15 protein-coding genes are annotated in these 18,727 nt (G+C 73.3%); 13 read left to right on the top strand and 2 right to left on the bottom strand.

What is annotated here, in order from left to right; genetic code table 11:
- The first annotated feature begins 5 nt into the window (after positions 1 to 5).
- The 11 genes from ACIRST_RS24810 (at position 6) to ACIRST_RS24760 (ending at position 13,753) form a co-directional block, all read left to right on the top strand.
- A complete protein-coding gene (locus tag ACIRST_RS24810; RefSeq protein ID WP_350521572.1) occupies positions 6 to 1,148 on the top strand; it encodes a glycine amidinotransferase in 1,143 nt (380 codons plus the stop codon).
- Between the two features lie 39 nt (positions 1,149 to 1,187).
- Positions 1,188 to 2,486: a cytochrome P450 gene (locus tag ACIRST_RS24805; RefSeq protein WP_350521573.1), complete on the top strand. Its 1,299-nt coding sequence runs from the start codon at positions 1,188 to 1,190 to the stop codon at positions 2,484 to 2,486.
- Positions 2,483 to 5,572, top strand: a complete 3,090-nt coding sequence (locus ACIRST_RS24800; protein WP_350521574.1) for an amino acid adenylation domain-containing protein — start codon at positions 2,483 to 2,485, stop codon at positions 5,570 to 5,572. The genes ACIRST_RS24805 and ACIRST_RS24800 overlap by 4 nt, the downstream gene beginning before the upstream one ends.
- Entirely contained in the window at positions 5,569 to 6,318 is a 750-nt protein-coding gene (locus tag ACIRST_RS24795) for an alpha/beta fold hydrolase (RefSeq protein WP_350521575.1), read from the top strand. The genes ACIRST_RS24800 and ACIRST_RS24795 overlap by 4 nt, the downstream gene beginning before the upstream one ends.
- 62 nt (positions 6,319 to 6,380) lie before the next feature.
- On the top strand, positions 6,381 to 7,793 hold the full coding sequence (locus ACIRST_RS24790; RefSeq protein WP_402804378.1) for an enoyl-CoA hydratase/isomerase family protein: 1,413 nt from the start codon (positions 6,381 to 6,383) through the stop codon (positions 7,791 to 7,793).
- A 121-nt stretch (positions 7,794 to 7,914) separates the two neighbouring features.
- A complete protein-coding gene (gene pdhA, locus ACIRST_RS24785) occupies positions 7,915 to 9,039 on the top strand; it encodes a pyruvate dehydrogenase (acetyl-transferring) E1 component subunit alpha (protein ID WP_402804377.1) in 1,125 nt (374 codons plus the stop codon).
- Position 9,040: 1 nt separating this feature from the next.
- Positions 9,041 to 10,057 (top strand): alpha-ketoacid dehydrogenase subunit beta, encoded by a 1,017-nt coding sequence (locus tag ACIRST_RS24780; RefSeq protein ID WP_402804375.1) that lies wholly within the window; start codon positions 9,041 to 9,043, stop codon positions 10,055 to 10,057.
- A complete protein-coding gene (locus ACIRST_RS24775; protein WP_402804373.1) occupies positions 10,054 to 11,340 on the top strand; it encodes a dihydrolipoamide acetyltransferase family protein in 1,287 nt (428 codons plus the stop codon). Before ACIRST_RS24780 ends, ACIRST_RS24775 begins: the two co-directional genes overlap by 4 nt.
- An 88-nt stretch (positions 11,341 to 11,428) precedes the next feature.
- The gene (locus ACIRST_RS24770; RefSeq protein ID WP_402804372.1) at positions 11,429 to 12,517 is read left to right on the top strand and encodes a branched-chain amino acid aminotransferase; all 1,089 of its coding nucleotides are present in this window, start codon (positions 11,429 to 11,431) and stop codon (positions 12,515 to 12,517) included.
- Complete coding sequence (locus tag ACIRST_RS24765) at positions 12,514 to 12,765, top strand: hypothetical protein (protein WP_402804371.1); 252 nt, start codon at positions 12,514 to 12,516, stop codon at positions 12,763 to 12,765. Before ACIRST_RS24770 ends, ACIRST_RS24765 begins: the two co-directional genes overlap by 4 nt.
- A gap of 181 nt (positions 12,766 to 12,946) precedes the next feature.
- Entirely contained in the window at positions 12,947 to 13,753 is an 807-nt protein-coding gene (locus ACIRST_RS24760) for a nucleoside-diphosphate sugar epimerase (protein ID WP_402804369.1), read from the top strand.
- A gap of 39 nt (positions 13,754 to 13,792) precedes the next feature.
- On the opposite strand, the gene mqnP is transcribed toward ACIRST_RS24760, so the two are convergent.
- Both mqnP and ACIRST_RS24750 read right to left on the bottom strand, forming a co-directional pair.
- Complete coding sequence (mqnP, locus tag ACIRST_RS24755; RefSeq protein ID WP_350521583.1) at positions 13,793 to 14,689, bottom strand: menaquinone biosynthesis prenyltransferase MqnP; 897 nt, start codon at positions 14,687 to 14,689, stop codon at positions 13,793 to 13,795.
- Entirely contained in the window at positions 14,686 to 16,143 is a 1,458-nt protein-coding gene (locus ACIRST_RS24750; RefSeq protein ID WP_402804368.1) for a menaquinone biosynthesis decarboxylase, read from the bottom strand. Before ACIRST_RS24750 ends, mqnP begins: the two co-directional genes overlap by 4 nt.
- A gap of 92 nt (positions 16,144 to 16,235) precedes the next feature.
- Here ACIRST_RS24750 and ACIRST_RS24745 point away from each other — a divergent pair, with 92 nt between their 5' ends.
- A complete protein-coding gene (locus ACIRST_RS24745; RefSeq protein ID WP_350521585.1) occupies positions 16,236 to 16,655 on the top strand; it encodes a PLD nuclease N-terminal domain-containing protein in 420 nt (139 codons plus the stop codon).
- 452 nt (positions 16,656 to 17,107) lie between these two features.
- Positions 17,108 to 18,709 (top strand): acyl-CoA carboxylase subunit beta, encoded by a 1,602-nt coding sequence (locus tag ACIRST_RS24740; protein WP_350521586.1) that lies wholly within the window; start codon positions 17,108 to 17,110, stop codon positions 18,707 to 18,709.
- Positions 18,710 to 18,727: the final 18 nt, after the last annotated feature.

Raw genomic sequence — 18,727 nt, 5'->3', positions numbered from 1 at the left:
CTCCCATGCGACTCAACAGCTTCGACGACTTCACCCCGCTCAAGGAGATCATCGTCGGCTCCGCGGACGGGTACGCCGACCGCATCCGCGACCTGTCGTTCGACATGTTCATCAGCGACAACCTGTCGGGCACCCGGGGCTACTTCCCGAGCCTGTCGACCTGGCGCGACAGCGAGGCCCGCCGGCTGCGCAACGAGCCCGACCGCCTGGCCCTCAAGGAGCGCTTCCTCCGGGAGCTCATCGAGGACGTGGAGGGCGTGGTCGAGCAGCTGGAGGCCCTGGGAGTGACGGTGCACCGCCCGCTGGAGCCCGCCGCCGACCTCACCCGGGTCACCACCCCCGCCTGGGACGCCGCGGTGGTGCCCCCGCTCAACCTGCGCGACAACACCCTCGTCATGGGCGACGAGATCATCGAGACCCCGCCGACCCTGCGCGCCCGGTACTTCGAGAACCAGTTCCTCAAGCCGACCTTCATGGGCTACTTCGCCCAGGGGGCGCGCTGGACGGTCATGCCGCGGCCGATGATGACCGACGCCTCCTTCGACCCGGACAACGACAACCCCGCGCCCAACATCGAGGTCCCGGAGAACCCGCAGCCGTCCCCGTACGACTCCGGCCTGGAGCCGATGATCGACGCCGCGAACTGCCTCCGGCTCGGGCGCGACCTGATCGTCAACGTCGCCAACCGCAACCACGCACTGGCCTACGACTGGCTGGAGCGCCACCTCGACGGGCGCTTCCGGGTGCACCGCATGAACAAGCTGACGCAGAGCCACATCGACAGCGTCGTGGTGCCGCTGAGGCCGGGCACGCTGCTGCTCCGCTCGGCCGACGTGCTGGACTACCTGCCCGAGCCGCTGCGCACGTGGGACGTGATCGTGCCGCCGGCGCCGCAGATCAGCGACTACCCGCAGTACGAGAACGGCGACCCCATCCCGCCCAGCCCGTACATCGACCTCAACGTGCTCTCCATCGACGAGAACACCGTCATGGTCAACGACGCCTGCAAGACGCTGATCCGGACCCTGGAGGAGCACCGCTTCACCGTCGTCCCGGTCCGCCACCGCCACCGCCGGCTGTTCGGCGGCGGCTTCCACTGCTTCACCCTCGACACGGTCCGCACGGGCGGTGCCGAGGAGTACATCTGACCCGGTCCTCCCCCACTCGTGTCGTAGGGAAGCAGAACCATGCGCATAACCTCTGGCGGGGCCGCCGCGGACGACGAGCCCGGACCGGACCTCTCCGATCCGCACTACTTCGGCACCGGGGACCCCCACCCGGTCTGGACCCACCTGCGCGCCCACGATCCCGTCCACCGCCAGTGCCCGATGGGCGGCAAGCCGGAGTTCTGGGCGGTCACCCGGTACGCGGACGTGTCCCGGGTGCTCTCCCAGCACGGCGAGTTCACCGCCACGCGGGGCAACATCCTGACGACCCTGGGGCAGACCGACATCGCCGGCGGGAAGATGCTCGCGGTCACCGACCCGCCGCAGCACAAGCGGCTCAAGGACCCGCTGTCCCCGCACCTGACCAGGCAGGCGGTCCAGGCGTACGAGCCCGCGCTGCGGGAGTTCTCCCGCCGCCTGCTCTCGGTCGGTGCCCGGCAGGACACCTGGGACTTCGCGGCCCAGGCCGCGTACTACCCGATCGCGATCGCGGGGCTGCTGCTCGGCATCCCGGAGTCCTCCTGGAACCGGCTGAGCCACTTCACCTACGCGGCGGTCGCCGAGTCCGACCCGGACTACGCCGGAACCGGCGACTCCCGCTCCGCCGTGCTCAACCGGGCGCACTCCGAGATCTTCCTGTACTTCCACACCGAGGTGTCCCGCCCCGGCCGGGAGGAGGCGGACGACCTCATCGGGGCACTGCTGCGGGCCGCACCGGAGGGCGAGCAGCTGAGCCGCGAGGAGGTCCTCCTCAACGCCTACAGCCTCCTCATCGGGGCGACCGTCACCACCTCCCACGCGGCCGCCGCCGGCCTGCTCGCCCTGCTGGAGAACCCCGCCGAACAGGAGCGCTGGCTGGCGAGCGGGGACACCGAGTCCCTGGTGGAGGAGATCCTGCGCTGGTCCTCACCCGCCAACCACGCGCTGCGGCACACGACCGGAGAGGTGCGGATGGGCGACACGACCATCGGCGCCGGCCGGCCGGTCACCGCGTGGCTGGGCTCCGCCAACCGCGACGAGACCGTGTTCGACGAGCCCTTCCGCTTCCGGGCCGACCGGACCCCCAACCGTCACATCGCGTTCGGCGTGGGCGCCCACCGCTGCATCGGGACCCACCTGGCCCGGCTCGCCCTGACCGTCCTGTTCGACGAGATCGCCAGGAACTTCGAGCGGATCGAGTCGGCCGGGGAGCCGCGCCACCTGCACTCCACCTTCATCGCGGGGATCAAGAGCCTCCCCGTGCGAACGGTCCTGCGACCGGACGGAGCCGGGCTCCGCGACCTCCCACCACTCGGCGACACCTCTGAGGAAGCACTGTGACAGCCCCGGCACACCCGACGTCCGCCCCGCTCGAACCGGGCCCGGCCCCCTGGTCGCACCCCTCCCACCACGTGGTCCGGTGCCTCCGGCTCACCGGGGAGTTCGACCCCGCGGCGGCGCACCGCGCGCTGCAGGAGCTGACCGCGCGGCACGCCGTCCTGCGGACCGTGCTCCCCGCGTCCACCGGACCGGCGGTGCCGCAGCCCGCCGCGCCGGACACCGCAGGCGCGGCGCAGGCCGACTTCGCCGCGGTCCGCGTACCGCCGGAGGAGGAGGCGACCGCGCACGCCGCCCGGCTGGCCGCCGAGCCCTTCGACCTCGCCCGCGGCCCGCTGCTGAGGGTCCGTGCGCTGCGGGTCGGCGAGCAGGAGTGGCTGCTGCTCGCCGTCGCGCACCGGCTGGCGCTCGACCCGGTCTCCCTGGACGCCCTCCTCGTCGAGCACGCGCTCGCCCACACCGCCGTACGGCGGGGGGAGCCGCTCCCCGCCACGCAGGCCCCGGAGCTCCGCTGGCCCTCCGCCGCGGAGGCGAGCGTCGAACTCGACCACTGGCTGGACCGGCCGGAGGCGCTCCCCGTCGTCGACCTGCCGACCGACCGGCCCCGCCGGCCCCGGACCTCCCGCCCCGGCGGCGTGGAACACTTCTCCCTTCCGGCCGGCCTCGCGCCGCGCCTGCGCGAACTGTCCGGAACGGCCGACGCGTCCAGCGCCCTGTGCGCCGCCGCACTCGCGCTGCTCGCCCGGCAGACCGGACAGCAGGCCGTCCCGCTCCTGGTCCCGGTCCGCCCCGACCCGGACACCCCGCTCGGCCGGCCGGAGACCGACGTCGTCCTGGACCTCCGACTGGACGGCAAACCGACCTTCCTGGACGTCGTCGAGCAGGCCCGGGCGGAGCTGGCCCGGGCCCGCGCGCACGCCACCGCCCTGCCGCCGGGAGCCCTGGCCGGGCCGGCCGGAGCCTGCGGCGACCCGGCCCGCCAGCCGGTGCCGGTCAGACTCGCCGCCCGGAACTTCGGCACCGCGCTGCCGGACTATCCCGGTGCCACCTGCACCCCCGTCGACCTGCACCCGGGCACGGCCGCCCGGGACCTCTCGCTCGTCTTCGAGCTGCGCGGGGACGACCTGCGCGGAACGGTCGAGTACGACGCCGACCTGTTCGAGCCGGTCACCGCGCGGCGGCTGGCGCGGCGGATCGAGCTGCTGCTCACCGCCGCCACGGAGAACCCGCACACACCGGTCGCCGCCCTGCCCGCGCTCCCGCCCGAGGAGCGCGCCCTCGTGGTGACCGAATGGAACCGCACCGGGCGGGACTTCCCGCGCGACCGCACCACCGCCGCCCTGTTCGAGGAGCAGGTCCGCCGCGACCCCGCGGCGACCGCCCTCGAACACGAGGACGTCCGGCTCGGCTACGGCGAACTGAACACCCGGGCGAACCGGCTGGCCCACCGCCTGATCGCGTGGGGCGTGGGCCCCGACGTCCCGGTCGGCATCTGCCTGCCCCGGTCCGTCGACATGATCGTGTGCCTGCTGGCCGTGCTCAAGGCCGGCGGCGCCTACCTCCCGCTCGACCCGGACCACCCCGCGCAGCGGCTCGCCTTCGTGGTCGGCGACGCCGGGGCCCCGGTCGTCCTCACCGACACCGCCCACGCGGAGGCCTTCGCCGGGTCCGCCGCCCGGGTGCTCCGGCTCGACGCGCCGGACGACACGGAGCCGACGGACGGCCTGCCGGCGACCGACCCGGTCGTCCCGGCGGCCACCGCCGAGCACCTCGCGTACGTCATCTACACCTCGGGCTCCACCGGCGCCCCCAAGGGCGTCGCCGTCACCCACCGGGCCCTCAGCCGACTGGTCAAGGGCGCGGACTACGTACGGCTCGGGCCCGACGAGGCGCACCTGCAGCTCTCCCCGCTCACCTTCGACGCCTCGCTGATCGAGCTGTGGGGCGCGCTGCTGAACGGCGGCACGCTGGTCCTGCCACCGTCCGGGCTGCCCTTCCCCGACCTGCTCAAGGTTGCGCTGCAGCGCCACCGGATCACCACGCTGCTGCTCGTCTCGCCCCAACTCCACGTGGCGGCCGAACAGTTCCCCGAGGAACTGGCCCGCGTCCGACAGCTGATGGTCGGCGGTGACGTCCTCTCGCCGGCCAGCGCCGCGCAGCTGCTGCCGCACCTGACCGACACCAGCTTCCTGCACGTGTACGGCCCCACCGAGTGCACCCTCTTCGCCACCTGGAAGCCCATCGAGGCCGCCGACACCACCCGCCCCACCATCCCCATCGGCCGTCCGATCGCCAACACCCAGACCTACGTCCTCGACGAGGACCTGGCACCGCAGCCCGTCGGCGTCGCCGGTGACCTCTGGCTCAGCGGCGACGGCCTGGCCCGGGAGTACCTGGGCCGCCCCGACCTCACCCGGGAACGGTTCCTGCCCGACCCGTTCGGCCCTCCGGGCAGCCGGATCTACCGCACCGGCGACCTGGCCCGCTGGCTGCCGGACGGCAACCTCGAATTCCTCGGACGCGGCGACGACCAGGTCAAGATCCGGGGGTACCGGATCGAGCTGGGCGAACTGGACGCGGCCCTCGCCGCGCACCCCGACGTCCGGGCCGTGGCCACCGTGGTCCGCGACGACGCGCCCGGCGGGCCGGCCCTGGCCGCCTACCTGGTGGGCGACGCGCGGCCCGACCACGCCCAGCTGCGGGAGTACATGGCGGCCCGGGTGCCGTCCTACATGATCCCGGCGGCCTTCGTCTGGCTCGACGAGATCCCGCTGACCGCGAACGGCAAGCTCGACCGCAAGGGCCTGCCCGCACCGGAGTACGACTCCGGGGCCGGCCCGGACACCGCCCCGCGCACCCCGGTGGAGGAACGGGTCCTGTCCGTCATGGCGCAGACCCTCGAACGCGAATCCGTCGGCCCCGACGACGACTTCTACGCGCTCGGCGGCAACTCGCTGCTGCTGGTCACGCTCTTCACCCACCTCCAGTCGGCCTTCCCCGACGCCGGGTTGAGCCTCGTGGACCTGCTGGACAACCGCGCCGGCGGGCAGATCGCCGCACTGCTGGAAACCCGGCGGGGCACCGCGTGACCGCCGACCCGACGCCCTGGCTGCTGGGCTCCCCGGCCGGCCGCGGGGCCGGGGAGCGGCTGTTCTGCTTCCCGCACGCGGGCGGCGGGGCGAGCGCCTTCGCCTCCTGGCGCCCGCACCTGCCCGACTCGGTGGACCTGCGCCCGGTCCAGCTCCCGGGCCGGGAGAACCGGGTCGGCGACCCCCTGCCGGCCACGCTCGAAGAACTCACCGTCCAGGTGGCCGGGGCCCTGCTCCCGCTGCTCGAACCGCCGTACGTCCTGTTCGGCCACAGCTTCGGGGGTCTGCTCGCCTACTCGCTGACCAGGCACCTGCACGAGCACGGCCACCCGCTGCCCCGGGCCCTGCTGATCTCCGGTGCCCGGCCGCCGCACCTGGCCGCCGACACCGCGTACCACGCGCTGCCCCACGACGAACTCCTCGACTTCCTGCGCGCCACCAACGGAGTTCCCGACGTCCTCCTGCAGCACGAGGAGTTCGTCCGCCGACTGCTGACCGGCCTGCGGGCCGACCTCGCACTCGCCGCCGAGTACCGGCCCGCCCCCGCCGCACCCCTGCCGTGCGACGTCCGGGTCTTCGCGGCGACGGAGGACCCGGTGGTCCCGCCCGCCGCCCTGGAGGGCTGGCGGGCCTACGCCGGCGGGGAGTTCACCGTCCACCGGCGGCCGGGCGACCACCACACGGTCTACGAGCCCTCCGGCGGCCTGTTCGACGCGATCGTGCGCTCGGGGCTGACCCGCCCATGACGGCCCGCGCCGGTACGGACCGGCCACGTGCCGCGAGAACACCCACGAGGAGATGACCCAGCATGCACACACCCGTGCCGACCCAAGCAACGGCGGCGCAGCCCGACCCGTCCCGCGGCGCGGCGTCCCGTGCCACCGGGGTCCCGCGCTTCCGCGGGGACCACCCGGCGGACACCCGCCTGCTGACCGCCTGTCTCGACGCCTTCGCGGACCAGACCGCGGCGCTGCCGCCGCGCGCCGAGCGCACCCCCGCCGAGCGCGACAGCGCGGAGCACGTCGCGCGCGCCGCCCGGCAGGCCCGGCACCAGTTCCTCGACCTGCACGCGGGCCGCGTCTACGACGAACTCACCACCGGCCGCCGCCGCCAGGTCCGGGTGGACGACCTCGCGTTCGCGGCGGCGGAGGCCTACCCCGGGCTGGTCCCCAGCCGCGCGCAGATCGCCGCGGACCGCCTGGTCCCGCAATCCGCGAAGTCCGGCGGGGAGCTCGACCAGGGCGTCTTCTTCACCCACCTGCTGGGCCTGCGCGACACCGGCGAGCACCTGCTGCGGTCGATGCTGGCCCCCACGCCCCGGGCCCTGGAGCTGCTCCCCGAGTTCCGCCGGACCGGCCACCTGGACCTCGGCCAGGCCACCGTCCGCCGCGACGGCTTCGTGGCCGAGGTGACCATCTGCAACCAGCACGTCCTCAACGCCGAGGACGACGCGGTGGTCGAGGCCCTGGAGACCGCCATCGACCTGGCCCTGCTCGACGACGAGGTCGCGGTGGGCGTGCTGCGCGGCAGCGAGCTCTCCCACCCCCGGTACCGGGGCCGGCGGGCGTTCGGGGCCGGCATCAACCTGACCCACCTCTACGAGGGGAAGATCTCCTTCGTGGACTTCATGCTCCGGCGCGAGCTGGGGTACATCCGCAAGCTGATCCACGGACTGAGCAGCCCGGGGGACGACCTGCTCGACCTGCCCGGCGGCAAGCCGTGGATCGGCGCCGTCGAGACCTTCGCGATCGGCGGTGCGACCCAGGTCGCGCTCGTCCTCGACCGGGTCGTCGCGGGATCCGACGCCTACTTCTCGCTGCCCGCGCTCAACGAGGGCATCATCCCCGGCGCCGCCAACCTGCGGCTGGGCCGGGTGGTCGGGCGGCGGATGGCGCAGCGCCTGATCTTCCACGGCGAGCAGGTCCCGGCGGACAGCCCCCAGGCGCTGGCGCTCTGCGACGAGGTCGTCAAGCCCGACGAGGTCGACGCGGCCGTGGCCTCGGCGGCCGACCGGCTGGCCGACCCGGCCGTACCCGCCAACCGCCGGATGATGCACCTGGCCGAGGAGTCCGACGACCTGTTCCGGACCTACCTGAGCCGGTACGCACTGGAGCAGTCCGTTCGGATGCACAGCGCGGACGTGGTGGCGAAGCTGGAGCGCACCTGGGTCAACCGGCGGGCGTCCGCGAAGCCGGACGGGGACTCCGCCGCGCAGGCCTGACGGACCGCCGTCCCTCCTCCGCCACCGGCCGCCCGGCATCGGCCGCCCACCACCGCAGAGAACCCGAAGCGAACCCGCAGAGACCCCGCAGAAACCACGCAGAGAAAGCGAGCCCCTCCCCATGTCCGCCACGGCCACAGCGTCCGAGCAGGGCCTCCGACCGGCGGCGACGGCGCTGCTGCCGTCCGCCACCCCGGTCCGGCTGGTCACCGAGGCCGGCACCGCGGCCACGACCCCCTCGGGGTACCAGGCGCCCCCGGCGGAGCGGCTCCGCGAGGCGTACCGGCGGATGGTGGTGGGGCGGCGCTTCGACCAGCAGGCGACCGCACTGACCAGGCAGGGCCGGCTCGCCGTCTACCCGTCGAGCCGGGGGCAGGAGGCCTGCCAGATCGCCGGCGTCCTCGCCCTGCGGGACGGGGACTGGCTGTTCCCCACCTACCGCGACACCGTGGCCCTGGTCGCGCGGGGCGTGGACCCGGTGGAGGCCCTGACCCTGCTGCGCGGCGACTGGCACTGCGGCTACGACCCGACGGCGGTCCGGGTCGCGCCCCAGTGCACGCCGCTGGCCACACAGCTGCTGCACGCCGTCGGCATGGCCGACGCCGTGCGCCGCAAGGGCGAGGACGGCGTGGTGATGGCCTTCGTCGGGGACGGCGGGACGAGCGAGGGCGACTTCCACGAGGCGCTGAACTTCGCCGCGGTGTTCCGTTCCCCGGTGGTCTTCCTGATCCAGAACAACCAGTACGCGATCTCCGTGCCGCTCGCGCGGCAGACCGCCGCACCGGCCCTCGCGTACAAGGGGGTCGGCTACGGGGTGCGCTCCGAACAGGTCGACGGCAACGACCTGGTGGCGGTGCTGTCGGTGCTGGACGCGGCCGTCGAGCACGCCCGGTCCGGTCAGGGCCCGTTCCTGGTGGAGGCCCACACCTACCGCGTGGACGGACACACCAACGCCGACGACCCCGGCCGCTACCGGGACGAGGAGGAGGTCCGCCGCTGGGACGCCGCGGACCCGCTGGACCGCCTGGAGACCTACCTGCGCGGCGCCGGGCTGCTCGGCGAGCAGGACGTCGACTCCGCGCGGGAGGCGGGCGACGCCCTGGCGGTGGACCTGCGGGCCCGGATCGACGTCGAGGAGCAGCCGGACCCGCTCGAACTCTTCGAGCACGTCTACGCCGAGCCCACCCCCCAACTGCGCGAGCAACGCGACCAGCTGGCCGCCGAGTCGGCCGACACGGAGAACTGACATGGGAACGGCCACGATGGCCCAGGCGCTCAACGCGGCGCTGCGGGACGCGCTGCGCGAGGACGAGCGGGTGCTGGTGTTCGGCGAGGACGTCGGCCGGCTCGGCGGCGTCTTCCGGATCACCGACGGGCTGACCGCCGAGTTCGGCGAGCACCGCTGCTTCGACACGCCGCTCGCCGAGTCGGGCCTGGTCGGGCTGGCCGTCGGGCTGGCGATGGGCGGGTTCCGGCCGGTGGTGGAGCTCCAGTTCGACGCCTTCGCCTACCCGGCGTTCGAGCAGATCGCCTCGCACGTGGCGAAGATGCGCAACCGCACCCGGGGGCGGGTCTCCCTGCCGATGGTCCTGCGCATCCCGTACGGCGGCGGGATCGGCGGCGTCGAGCACCACAGCGACTCCAGCGAGGCGTACTACGCGCACACCCCGGGGCTGAAGGTCGTCACCCCGGCGACCGTCGAGGACGCCCACTGGCTGCTGCGGGACGCCGTGCGGGATCCCGACCCGGTCGTGTTCCTGGAGCCCAAGAAGCAGTACTGGTCCAAGCAGGACGTCGACCTGGAACGGCGCGGGGCGCCGCCCTTCGGCCGGGCGGCGGTCCGCCGCGTCGGACGCGACGCCACGCTGATCGCCTACGGCCCCGCCGTCCCGGTCGCGCTCGCCGCGGCGGCCGAGGCGGCGCTCGACGGCATCGAGCTGGAGGTCGTGGACCTGCGCACGCTCGTGCCCTTCGACGACGACACGGTGACGGCGTCGGTGCGACGGACCGGCCGCTGCGTGGTCGTCCAGGAGGCGCAGGGGTTCGCCGGCGTCGGCGCCGAGATCGCCGCGCGGGTGCAGGAGCGCTGCTTCCACTCGTTGGCCGCACCCGTCCTGCGCGTGGCCGGGTTCGACATCCCTTACCCGCCACCGAAGTTGGAGCACGCCCACCTGCCCGGGGTGGACCGGGTGCTGGACGCCGTCCACCGCCTGCAGTACGACGACGAGCCGGACACCCGGCACCTCGCGCGGGTGGCCTCGTGACCGCCGCGGCCGGGCCCCGGGTCTTCCTGCTGCCCGACCTGGGCGAGGGCCTCACCGAGGCGGAGGTCGTCGGCTGGCGGATCGCCGCCGGGGACACCGTCGAGGTGGACCAGGTGGTCGTGGAGGTCGAGACGGTGAAGGCGGCCGTCGAGGTGCCCGTGCCGTACGCCGGGACGGTGCTGGAACTGCACGCCGAGGTGGGGGCGGTGGTCGCGGTCGGGGCGCCGCTGGTCTCCGTCGCTGCGGCCGTACCCCCCTCCTCCGAGCCGTCTCCCTCCTCCGAACTGCGCCCCTCCTCCGAGCTGCCTCCCGCGCGGGAGGCCCACGGCGAGGAGGCGCCGGCACCGAGCGGCAACGTCCTGGTCGGCTACGGGACGCGGCCGGTCCCGCCCGGCCGCCGCCGCGGCCGCGGCGCCACCAGCCGGACCGGGGCGCCGGAGCGGTCCGCCGCCCCGCTGGTGATCTCCCCGCTGGTCCGCGCGCTCGCACGCGAGCACGGCGTCGACCTCACCCGGCTCACGCCCAGCGGGCCGCACGGCGTCATCCTGCGCCGTGACGTCGAACGGGCCCTGCGGCCCGCGGTGGATCCCGCTCCGCGGGAGCGCATCCCGCTGAGCGGCCTGCGCCGGGCCGCGGCCGAGAAGCTGACCCGCAGCAGTGCGGTCCCGACCGCCACCACCTGGGTCGACGTGGATGCCACCGGCCTGCTCCAGGCCCGGGACACCCTCCGGGACGCCACCCCGGACCGGCCGATCGGGCTGCTCGCGCTGCTGGCGCGGATCTGCGTCGCCGCGCTCCGCCGGTTCCCCGAGCTGAACTCGACCGTGGATGCGGCGCGGGAGGAGATCGTCCGCTTCCCCCACGTGAACCTGGGCTTCGCCGCGCAGACCGACCGCGGTCTCGTCGTGCCCGTGGTGCGGGACGCGCACCTGCGGACGACCGCCGAACTGGCGGCCGAACTCGTCCGGTTGACCGCTCTGGCGCGCTCCGGCAGCCTGCCGCCGGGGGAGCTGACCGGCGGCACCTTCACACTCAACAACTACGGCGTCTTCGGTGTCGACGGCTCCACGCCGCTCCTCAACCACCCCGAGGCCGCGATCCTCGGCGTCGGACGCGTCGTGGACAAGCCCTGGGTCACGGACGGCGAGCTCGCCGTCCGCAAGGTCACCCAGCTGTCCCTCACCTTCGACCACCGGGTCTGCGACGGGGCGGTGGCCGGCGGTTTCCTGCGCCATGTCGCGGACTGCGTGGAGCGCCCGGCCCTGCTCCTCGCCGCCCTCTGACCACCGCCGCCGCCCCGCCCGCACCGTCCCGCCACCGCAGCACCCCGCCCAGCACCGCCCGATCCGCACCCCTCCGCAGGAGTTGACGATGAGCCCGGCCTTCCCCCTGGTCCGCACCACGAGTCCGGTGCCGGAGGCGGAACGCGCGGCGATCCTGGCCGCACCGGAGTTCGGCCGGCACTTCACCGACCACATGGCCCAGGCCCTCTGGACACCGGAAGCCGGCTGGCACGACCGCTCCGTGGGCCCGCTGAAGCCGTTCTCCCTGCACCCCGGCACGGCCGCGCTGCACTACGCCCAGGAGGTCTTCGAGGGGCTCAAGGCCTACCGGCACGCCGACGGCAGCGTCTGGCTGTTCCGCCCCGAGCGCAACGCGCGCCGCTTCGCCCGCTCCGCGGCGCGGATGGGCCTGCCCCCGCTCCCGGAGGAGGACTTCCTCGCGAGCGTCGAGGCCCTGGTCCGCGCGGACGAGCCCTGGGTGCCGGTGACCGCGGGCGAGGAGAGCCTGTACCTGCGGCCGTTCATGTTCGCCGCCGAGACCTTCCTCGGTGTCCGTCCGGCCGAGCGGGTCGCCTACTCCGTGATCGCCTGCCCCACTCGGCCGTACTTCTCCGCGGGCACCGGCGGCGTGGCCCTGTGGGTCAGCACGACGTACACCCGGGCGGGCAGGGGCGGCACGGGCGCCACGAAGTGCGGCGGCAACTACGGGGCGAGCCTGGCCGCGCAGGCGGAAGCCCTGCAGCACGGCTGCGACCAGGTCCTCTACCTCGACAGCACGGACGAGGAGGGCTGCATCGAGGAGTCCGGGGCGATGAACCTCTTCCTGGTCACCGCCGCCGGCGAGCTGGTCACCCCGGCACTCGGCACCATCCTGGAGGGCGTCACCCGCGACACCGCGCTCACGCTCGCCCCCGACTTCGGCCTGGCTCCGGTCGAACGCCCCGTCACCTTCAAGGAGTTCCGGGCCGGCCTCGCCGACGGCACCATCACGGAGGTCTTCGCGGCGGGCACCGCCGCCGTCCTCACCCCGGTCCTCGGCATCAAGGGCGAGGGCTACGCCCTGACCGTCGGCGACGGCACACCCGGCCGGCTCACCACGGCCCTGCGCGAGCGGATGCTCGACCTCCAGTACGGCCGGGCCGAGGACACCCACGGCTGGCTGCGGCGCGTCCTGTGAGCACCGTCGTCCTCGTCCTGCTCGGCCTCCTCACCACGGCTCTCGGCTCCCTCTGGGCCGCCGACTTCCGGGGGATCGTGACCCGCCTCCACCGCCGCCAGCTCGCCGAGCGCGCCGGCCTCCCCCCGCACCTGCGCCGTGCCGCCCCTCCCCCGACCGCCCCCGCCGCCCAACGCGCCCTCGGCGCCCTCCTCGCCCTCGTGGGCCTCACCCTGCTCCTCACCGGCCTCCACACCCTCACGTCCTGACCGCCGGGGCCCGGGCGGTGGCGCGGTACTCCCCCGGCGGGCGGCCGGACACCGACGAACTGCCGGCGCTCGACGCACCGGAGGGGCGTACGGAAGTCGGTGCGCGCCGGGTAGACGATGGCGCATGGACCCGAGACCCGTGCGCATTGGGCGTCTCATCTTCGTCACCTACGTTCTAGGCATGACAGAAAAGCGAGTTGACGATGCGTCGGCCGTGCTGGTGGTCGGCGTCTCCGGGACGGTCGGGCGGCACGTCGGGCTGCAGCTCGCGGCCGCCGGGGCACGGGCGCGGACGCTGACGCAGCGGGACCTGCTCGACCCGGCGTCCCTGGAGGCGGCGGCGCAGGGCGTCGACGCGGTGCTGCTGGGGTGGCCGCACCCGACGGCGGAGGCGGCGACGGACGCGGTGGGCGTGCTGGCCCGGGAGGTCGGGCGGGTGGTCTTCCTCTCCTCGGCGGCCGTCCGGGACGTCCCCGAGCAGCCGGAGGGCGAGATCGAGGCGCTGCTCGCCCGGAGCGGGGTGCGGTACACCGTGCTGCGGGCGTACGGGTTCGCGGCCGCGCTGCAGTGGGCGGAGGAGATCCGCGCCGGGGACGCCGTGCGGGGCTACGGCGGTGCGGCCGAGCTGAACCCGGTGGACGAGCGGGACATCGCGGCGGTCGCCGTCCGGGCCCTGGTCGAGGACGGCCACGTCGGCGCCCGGTACGTGCTGACCGGCCCGGAGTCGCCGACCCAGGCCGAGCAGGTGGGCATCATCGGGGAGGCGGCCGGCCGGCTGGTGGCCTGGGAGGAGATCCCGCGCGAGGCCGCCCGCCACCGCATGACGGCCACCGGCCGGCCCGGGGCGGCGATCGACAGCACGCTGGACTTCATCCACGCCCGCATCGCCGACCCCGAGCCGGCCACCACCACCGTCCAGGACCTCACCGGCCACCCGGCCCGCAGCTTCCGCACCTGGGCCGCCGACCACGCCGCGCTGTTCCGCTGAAGCGGCGCCGCCCGCGGCCCGCAGCCGGGCCCGTCGGGATCAGATCCCGAGGCCGCGGATGATCAGGTCCAGCAGGGCGAAGCAGAACAGCGAGATGCCCACGAACCCGTTGGTCTGGAAGAACGCCCGGTTCAGCTTCGACAGGTCGTTCGGCTTCACGATGGTGTGCTCGTAGACGAAGGCCCCCGCGACGACCGCCAGGCCGACCCAGAAGGCCGCCCCGGCGTGTGTCAGGACCGCGAACCAGCCCAGCAGCAGCGTGGTCAGGACGTGGCAGACGCGCGCGCCCCGGATGGCCGCGGGGATGCCGAACCGGGCCGGCACCGACCGCACCTTGCCGTGGCGGTCGGACTCGACGTCCTGGCAGGCGTAGATGAGGTCGAAGCCGCCGATCCAGATGCCGACGGCGACACCCAGGACCACGGCCTCCCAGGACCAGCTGCCCGTGACCGCGAGCCAGGCACCGACCGGGCCCATGGCCTGGGCCAGGCCGAGGATCGCCTGCGGGAAGTCCGTGAAGCGCTTGCCGTACGGGTAGACCACCATCGGCACCACGGCGACCGGCGCGAGCGCCAGGCAGAGCGGGTTGAGCATGGCCGCCGCGCCGAGGAAGACCACCAGCGCGACCGCCGAGCCGATGTACGCCGTCCTCAACGACACGGCGCCGGTGACGAGTTCGCGCCCGGCCGTGCGCGGGTTGCGGGCGTCGATCTCGCGGTCGATGATCCGGTTCGCCGCCATCGCGAAGGTCCGCAGGCCGACCATGCACACCGTCACGACGAAGAGCTGGCCCCAGTGCACCCGCTTGTCGGCGAGGAACATCGCGGTCAGCGCGGCGATGTACGCGAAGGGCAGGGCGAAGACCGAGTGCTCGATCATCACCAGGCGCAGGAACGCCTTCGTGCGCCCCGGGGTTTCGACGGCCGCCGTGCTCACAGTCCGTACTCCTTCCAGCGGCGGGACACCAGTGCGGCGGTGGCCGGGTCCGAGGACACCATCTCCGGCCAGCCGCCGTCGCGGGTGTAGCCCTCCTCGGGCAGCTTGCGGGTCGCGTCGATGCCCGCCTTGCCGCCCCAGAACTGCTGGTACGAAGCGTGGTCGAGGTGGTCGACCGGGCCCTCGACCACGGTGAGGTCCCGGCTGTAGTCGACGTTGCCGAAGGCCCGCCAGGCGACTTCCTGGTAGTCGTGCACGTCGCAGTCGGCGTCCACCACGATGATCAGCTTGGTCAGCGACATCATGTGCGCGCCCCAGATCGCGTGCATCGTCTTCTGGGCGTGCTTGGGGTACTTCTTGTCGATCGAGACGATCACGCAGTTGTGGAAGCCGCCGGCCTCGGGCAGGTCGTAGTCGACGATGTCCGGGATGATGATCTTCAGCAGCGGCAGGAAGAACCGCTCGGTGAACTTGCCCAGCGGGCCGTCCTCCGTCGGCGGGCGGCCGACCACGATGGACTGCAGGATCGGACGGCGGCGCATCGTCACGCAGTCGATCTTCAGCGCCGGGAACGGCTCCTGCGGGGTGTAGAAGCCGGTGTGGTCGCCGAACGGCCCCTCGGGCAGCATCTCGCCGGGCTCCAGCCAGCCCTCCAGGACCACCTCGGCGTCGGCCGGGACCTGCAGCGGGACGGTCTTGCAGTCGACCATCCGCACCCGCTCCCCGGCGACGAAGCCGGCGAAGAGGTACTCGTCGATGTCGCCCGGCAGCGGTGCGGTGGCCGCGTAGGTGACGGCGGGCGGGCAGCCGAAGGCGATCGCGACCGGCAGCCGCTCGCCCTGCTTCGCCGCCACCGCGTAGTGGTTGCGGCTGTCCTTGTGGATCTGCCAGTGCATGCCGATGGTGCGGCGGTCGTGCCGCTGGAGCCGGTAGAGGCCCAGGTTGCGGACGCCGGTGTCCGGGTCCTTGGTGTGGGTGAGGCCCAGGTTGAAGAAGGAGCCGCCGTCGAGCGGCCAGGTGAAGAGGGCGGGCAGCGCGTCCAGGTCGACGTCGTCGCCGGTGAGCACGACCTCCTGGACGGGGGCGTCGCCGGGCTTCACGTGCCGCGGCGGGACGTGCGCCATGGAGGCGAGCTTGCCGAAGGCGTCGCGGAAGCCGGTGAAGCCCTGCGGCAGCTCCGGCTTGAGCAGGCCGGCGATCTTCTCCGAGATGTCGTCCGGGCCCTTGAGGCCGAGCGCCTTGGCCAGGCGCCGCTCGGTGCCGAAGACGTTCATCGCGAGCGGCATCGACGAGCCCTTGACGTTCTCGAAGAGCAGCGCGGGGCCCTTGGCCTTCTGCACACGGTCGACGATCTCGCCGATCTCCAGGTGGGGGTCCACCTCCGCCTTGATGCGCTTGAGGTCGCCCTCGCGGTCGAGGGCCCGGAGAAACGAGCGGAGATCGTCGTATGCCATGCCTGTCAGTATCCGCCACCCGATAGCCTGGCTTGCGTCAAGGGCCCCGGCAAGGCGCCCGCCACGCCGCCCGCTGGGGGAAGATCGCAGCCATGTTGCGGATCCTGCTGACCATCGTCCTTCCGCTCGCGTTCTGGGTCTGGGCGTTCGTCGACTGCCTGACCACGCCCGAGGACGAGGTGAAGCACCTGCCGAAGGTGGTCTGGGTGCTGATCGTGCTGCTGTTCCCGCCGCTCGGGCCGATCGCGTGGCTGATCGCCGGCAAGCAGCGCGGCTTCCTGCGGGCCGCGACCCCCGACGGCCACCCGGGGCACCCGGCGGCCGACCCGGGGCGCGCCCCCGGGCGCGGCGGGCGGCCGCTCGCGCCGGACGACGACCCCGAGTTCCTCGCCTCGTTGAAGAGGAACGACAAGGACCACGAGGACATGCTCAAGCAGTGGGAGGCCGATCTGCGCCGCCGCGAGCAGGAGCTGCGCGACCGGGACGAGCCGGAGGACGGCCGCAGGAGCTGATCACGGGGGCGGCGCGGGGTACCTCCAACAGCCCACCCGGGCGATCTCGGGTGGGCTGTCGCCTTTTTGGCGCTTCCCTACGACTGGACGCCGCCCCACCCTGACATCCGCCCGCCGGGCCCCCGGCTTGAGCGGACCTTGAGCAGCACCCAAGACGACCGGCCTACATTACTGAGGGACGGCCCTGACCTGCGCTTTCCTTCACGCTCAGATCATCGGACCATCATCTGTCCGACAACCCCCGGTATTCGAACGAACACCGAGCGCACCGGCTCCGACCCGACCGCTTCTGTGCAGGCCTCACAGCTAAACGAACCCGACCTTGTACGGAATCGACGCCGAAACCAGCGCACGGCCCCTCGTACAGTCATAAGTGAAGAAAGTGATTCGCGGCCGGGGGCACAGCAGACGTTGGCTGTCGGACAGTTCCCTCACCCTTGGAGTGGTTCGAGATGACGGTTGTGCATGAGGCGCCGGTCGACGGCGAGGTCCACGAGGTCCCGGCCGACGCCCGCGGGCGGGTCGCCGAGCTGCACGAGCTGCGCGAGAAGGTCCGCCGCGGCCCGAGCGACAAGGCCACCGAAGCCCAGCACGCCAAGGGCAAGCTGACCGCCCGCGAGCGCATCGAGCTGCTGCTGGACGAGGGCTCCTTCCACGAGGTCGAGCCGCTGCGCCGGCACCGCGCCCAGGGCTTCGGCCTGGAGGCCAAGAAGCCGCACACCGACGGCGTCGTCGTCGGCTGGGGCACCGTGCACGGCCGCACCGTCTTCACCTACGCGCACGACTTCCGGATCTTCGGCGGCGCGCTGGGCGAGGCCCACGCGCAGAAGATCCACAAGATCATGGACATGGCCATCGCGGCCGGTGCGCCGCTGGTCTCGCTGAACGACGGCGCCGGCGCCCGCATCCAGGAGGGCGTCACCGCGCTGGCCGGCTACGGCGGCATCTTCCAGCGCAACACCAAGGCCTCCGGCGTCATCCCGCAGATCTCGGTGATGCTCGGCCCGTGCGCCGGCGGCGCCGCGTACTCCCCCGCGCTGACCGACTTCGTCTTCATGGTCCGCGAGACCTCGCAGATGTTCATCACCGGCCCGGACGTGGTCCAGGCGGTGACCGGCGAGAAGATCACCCAGAACGGCCTCGGCGGCGCGGACGTCCACGCCGGCGTCTCCGGCGTGGCCCACTTCATCTACGACGACGAGCAGTCCTGCATCGAGGAGGTCCGCTACCTCCTGTCGCTGCTCCCGCAGAACAACCGCGAGATGCCGCCGTCCGTGGTGAGCGAGGACCCGGTCGAGCGGCGCAACGACAGCCTGCTGGACCTGGTGCCCGCCGACGGCAACCGCCCGTACGACATGCGCAAGGTGATCGAGGAGATCGTCGACCACGGCGAGTACCTGGAGGTCCACGAGCGCTGGGCCACCAACGTGCTGTGCGTGCTGGCCCGGGTCGACGGCCACGTCACCGGCATCATCGCCAACCAGCCGCAGTCGCTGGCCGGCGTGCTGGACATCAACGCCAGCGAGAAGGCCGCCCGCTTCGTGCAGATGTGCGACGCCTTCAACATCCCGCTGGTCACCCTGCTCGACGTGCCCGGCTTCCTGCCCGGCGTCGACCAGGAGCACGGCGGCATCATCCGCCACGGCGCCAAGCTGCTGTACGCGTACTGCAACGCCACCGTGCCGCGCATCTCGCTGATCCTCCGCAAGGCCTACGGCGGCGCCTACATCGTGATGGACTCCCGCTCCATCGGCGCCGACCTCTCCTACGCCTGGCCGACCAACGAGATCGCCGTCATGGGCGCCGAGGGCGCGGCCAACGTCATCTTCCGGCGCGAGATCAACGCCGCCGAGGACCCGGACGCCATGCGCGCCCAGAAGATCAAGGAATACAAGAGCGAGCTGATGCACCCGTACTACGCGGCCGAGCGCGGCCTCGTGGACGACGTCATCGACCCGGCCGAAACCCGCCAGGTGATCGCCTCCGCCCTGGCCATGCTCCGCACGAAGCACGCCGACCTGCCGAGCCGCAAGCACGGCAACCCGCCGATGTAGCAGCGCGGTCCACCGCAG

The sequence above is a fragment of the Kitasatospora sp. NPDC101447 genome (genome assembly GCF_044767225.1).
In the GTDB taxonomy this organism is placed as follows: Bacteria; Actinomycetota; Actinomycetes; order Streptomycetales; family Streptomycetaceae; genus Kitasatospora.
The sequence above is the reverse complement of the archived record's forward strand: the minus strand, read 5'-3'. Positions and strand labels throughout refer to the sequence as shown.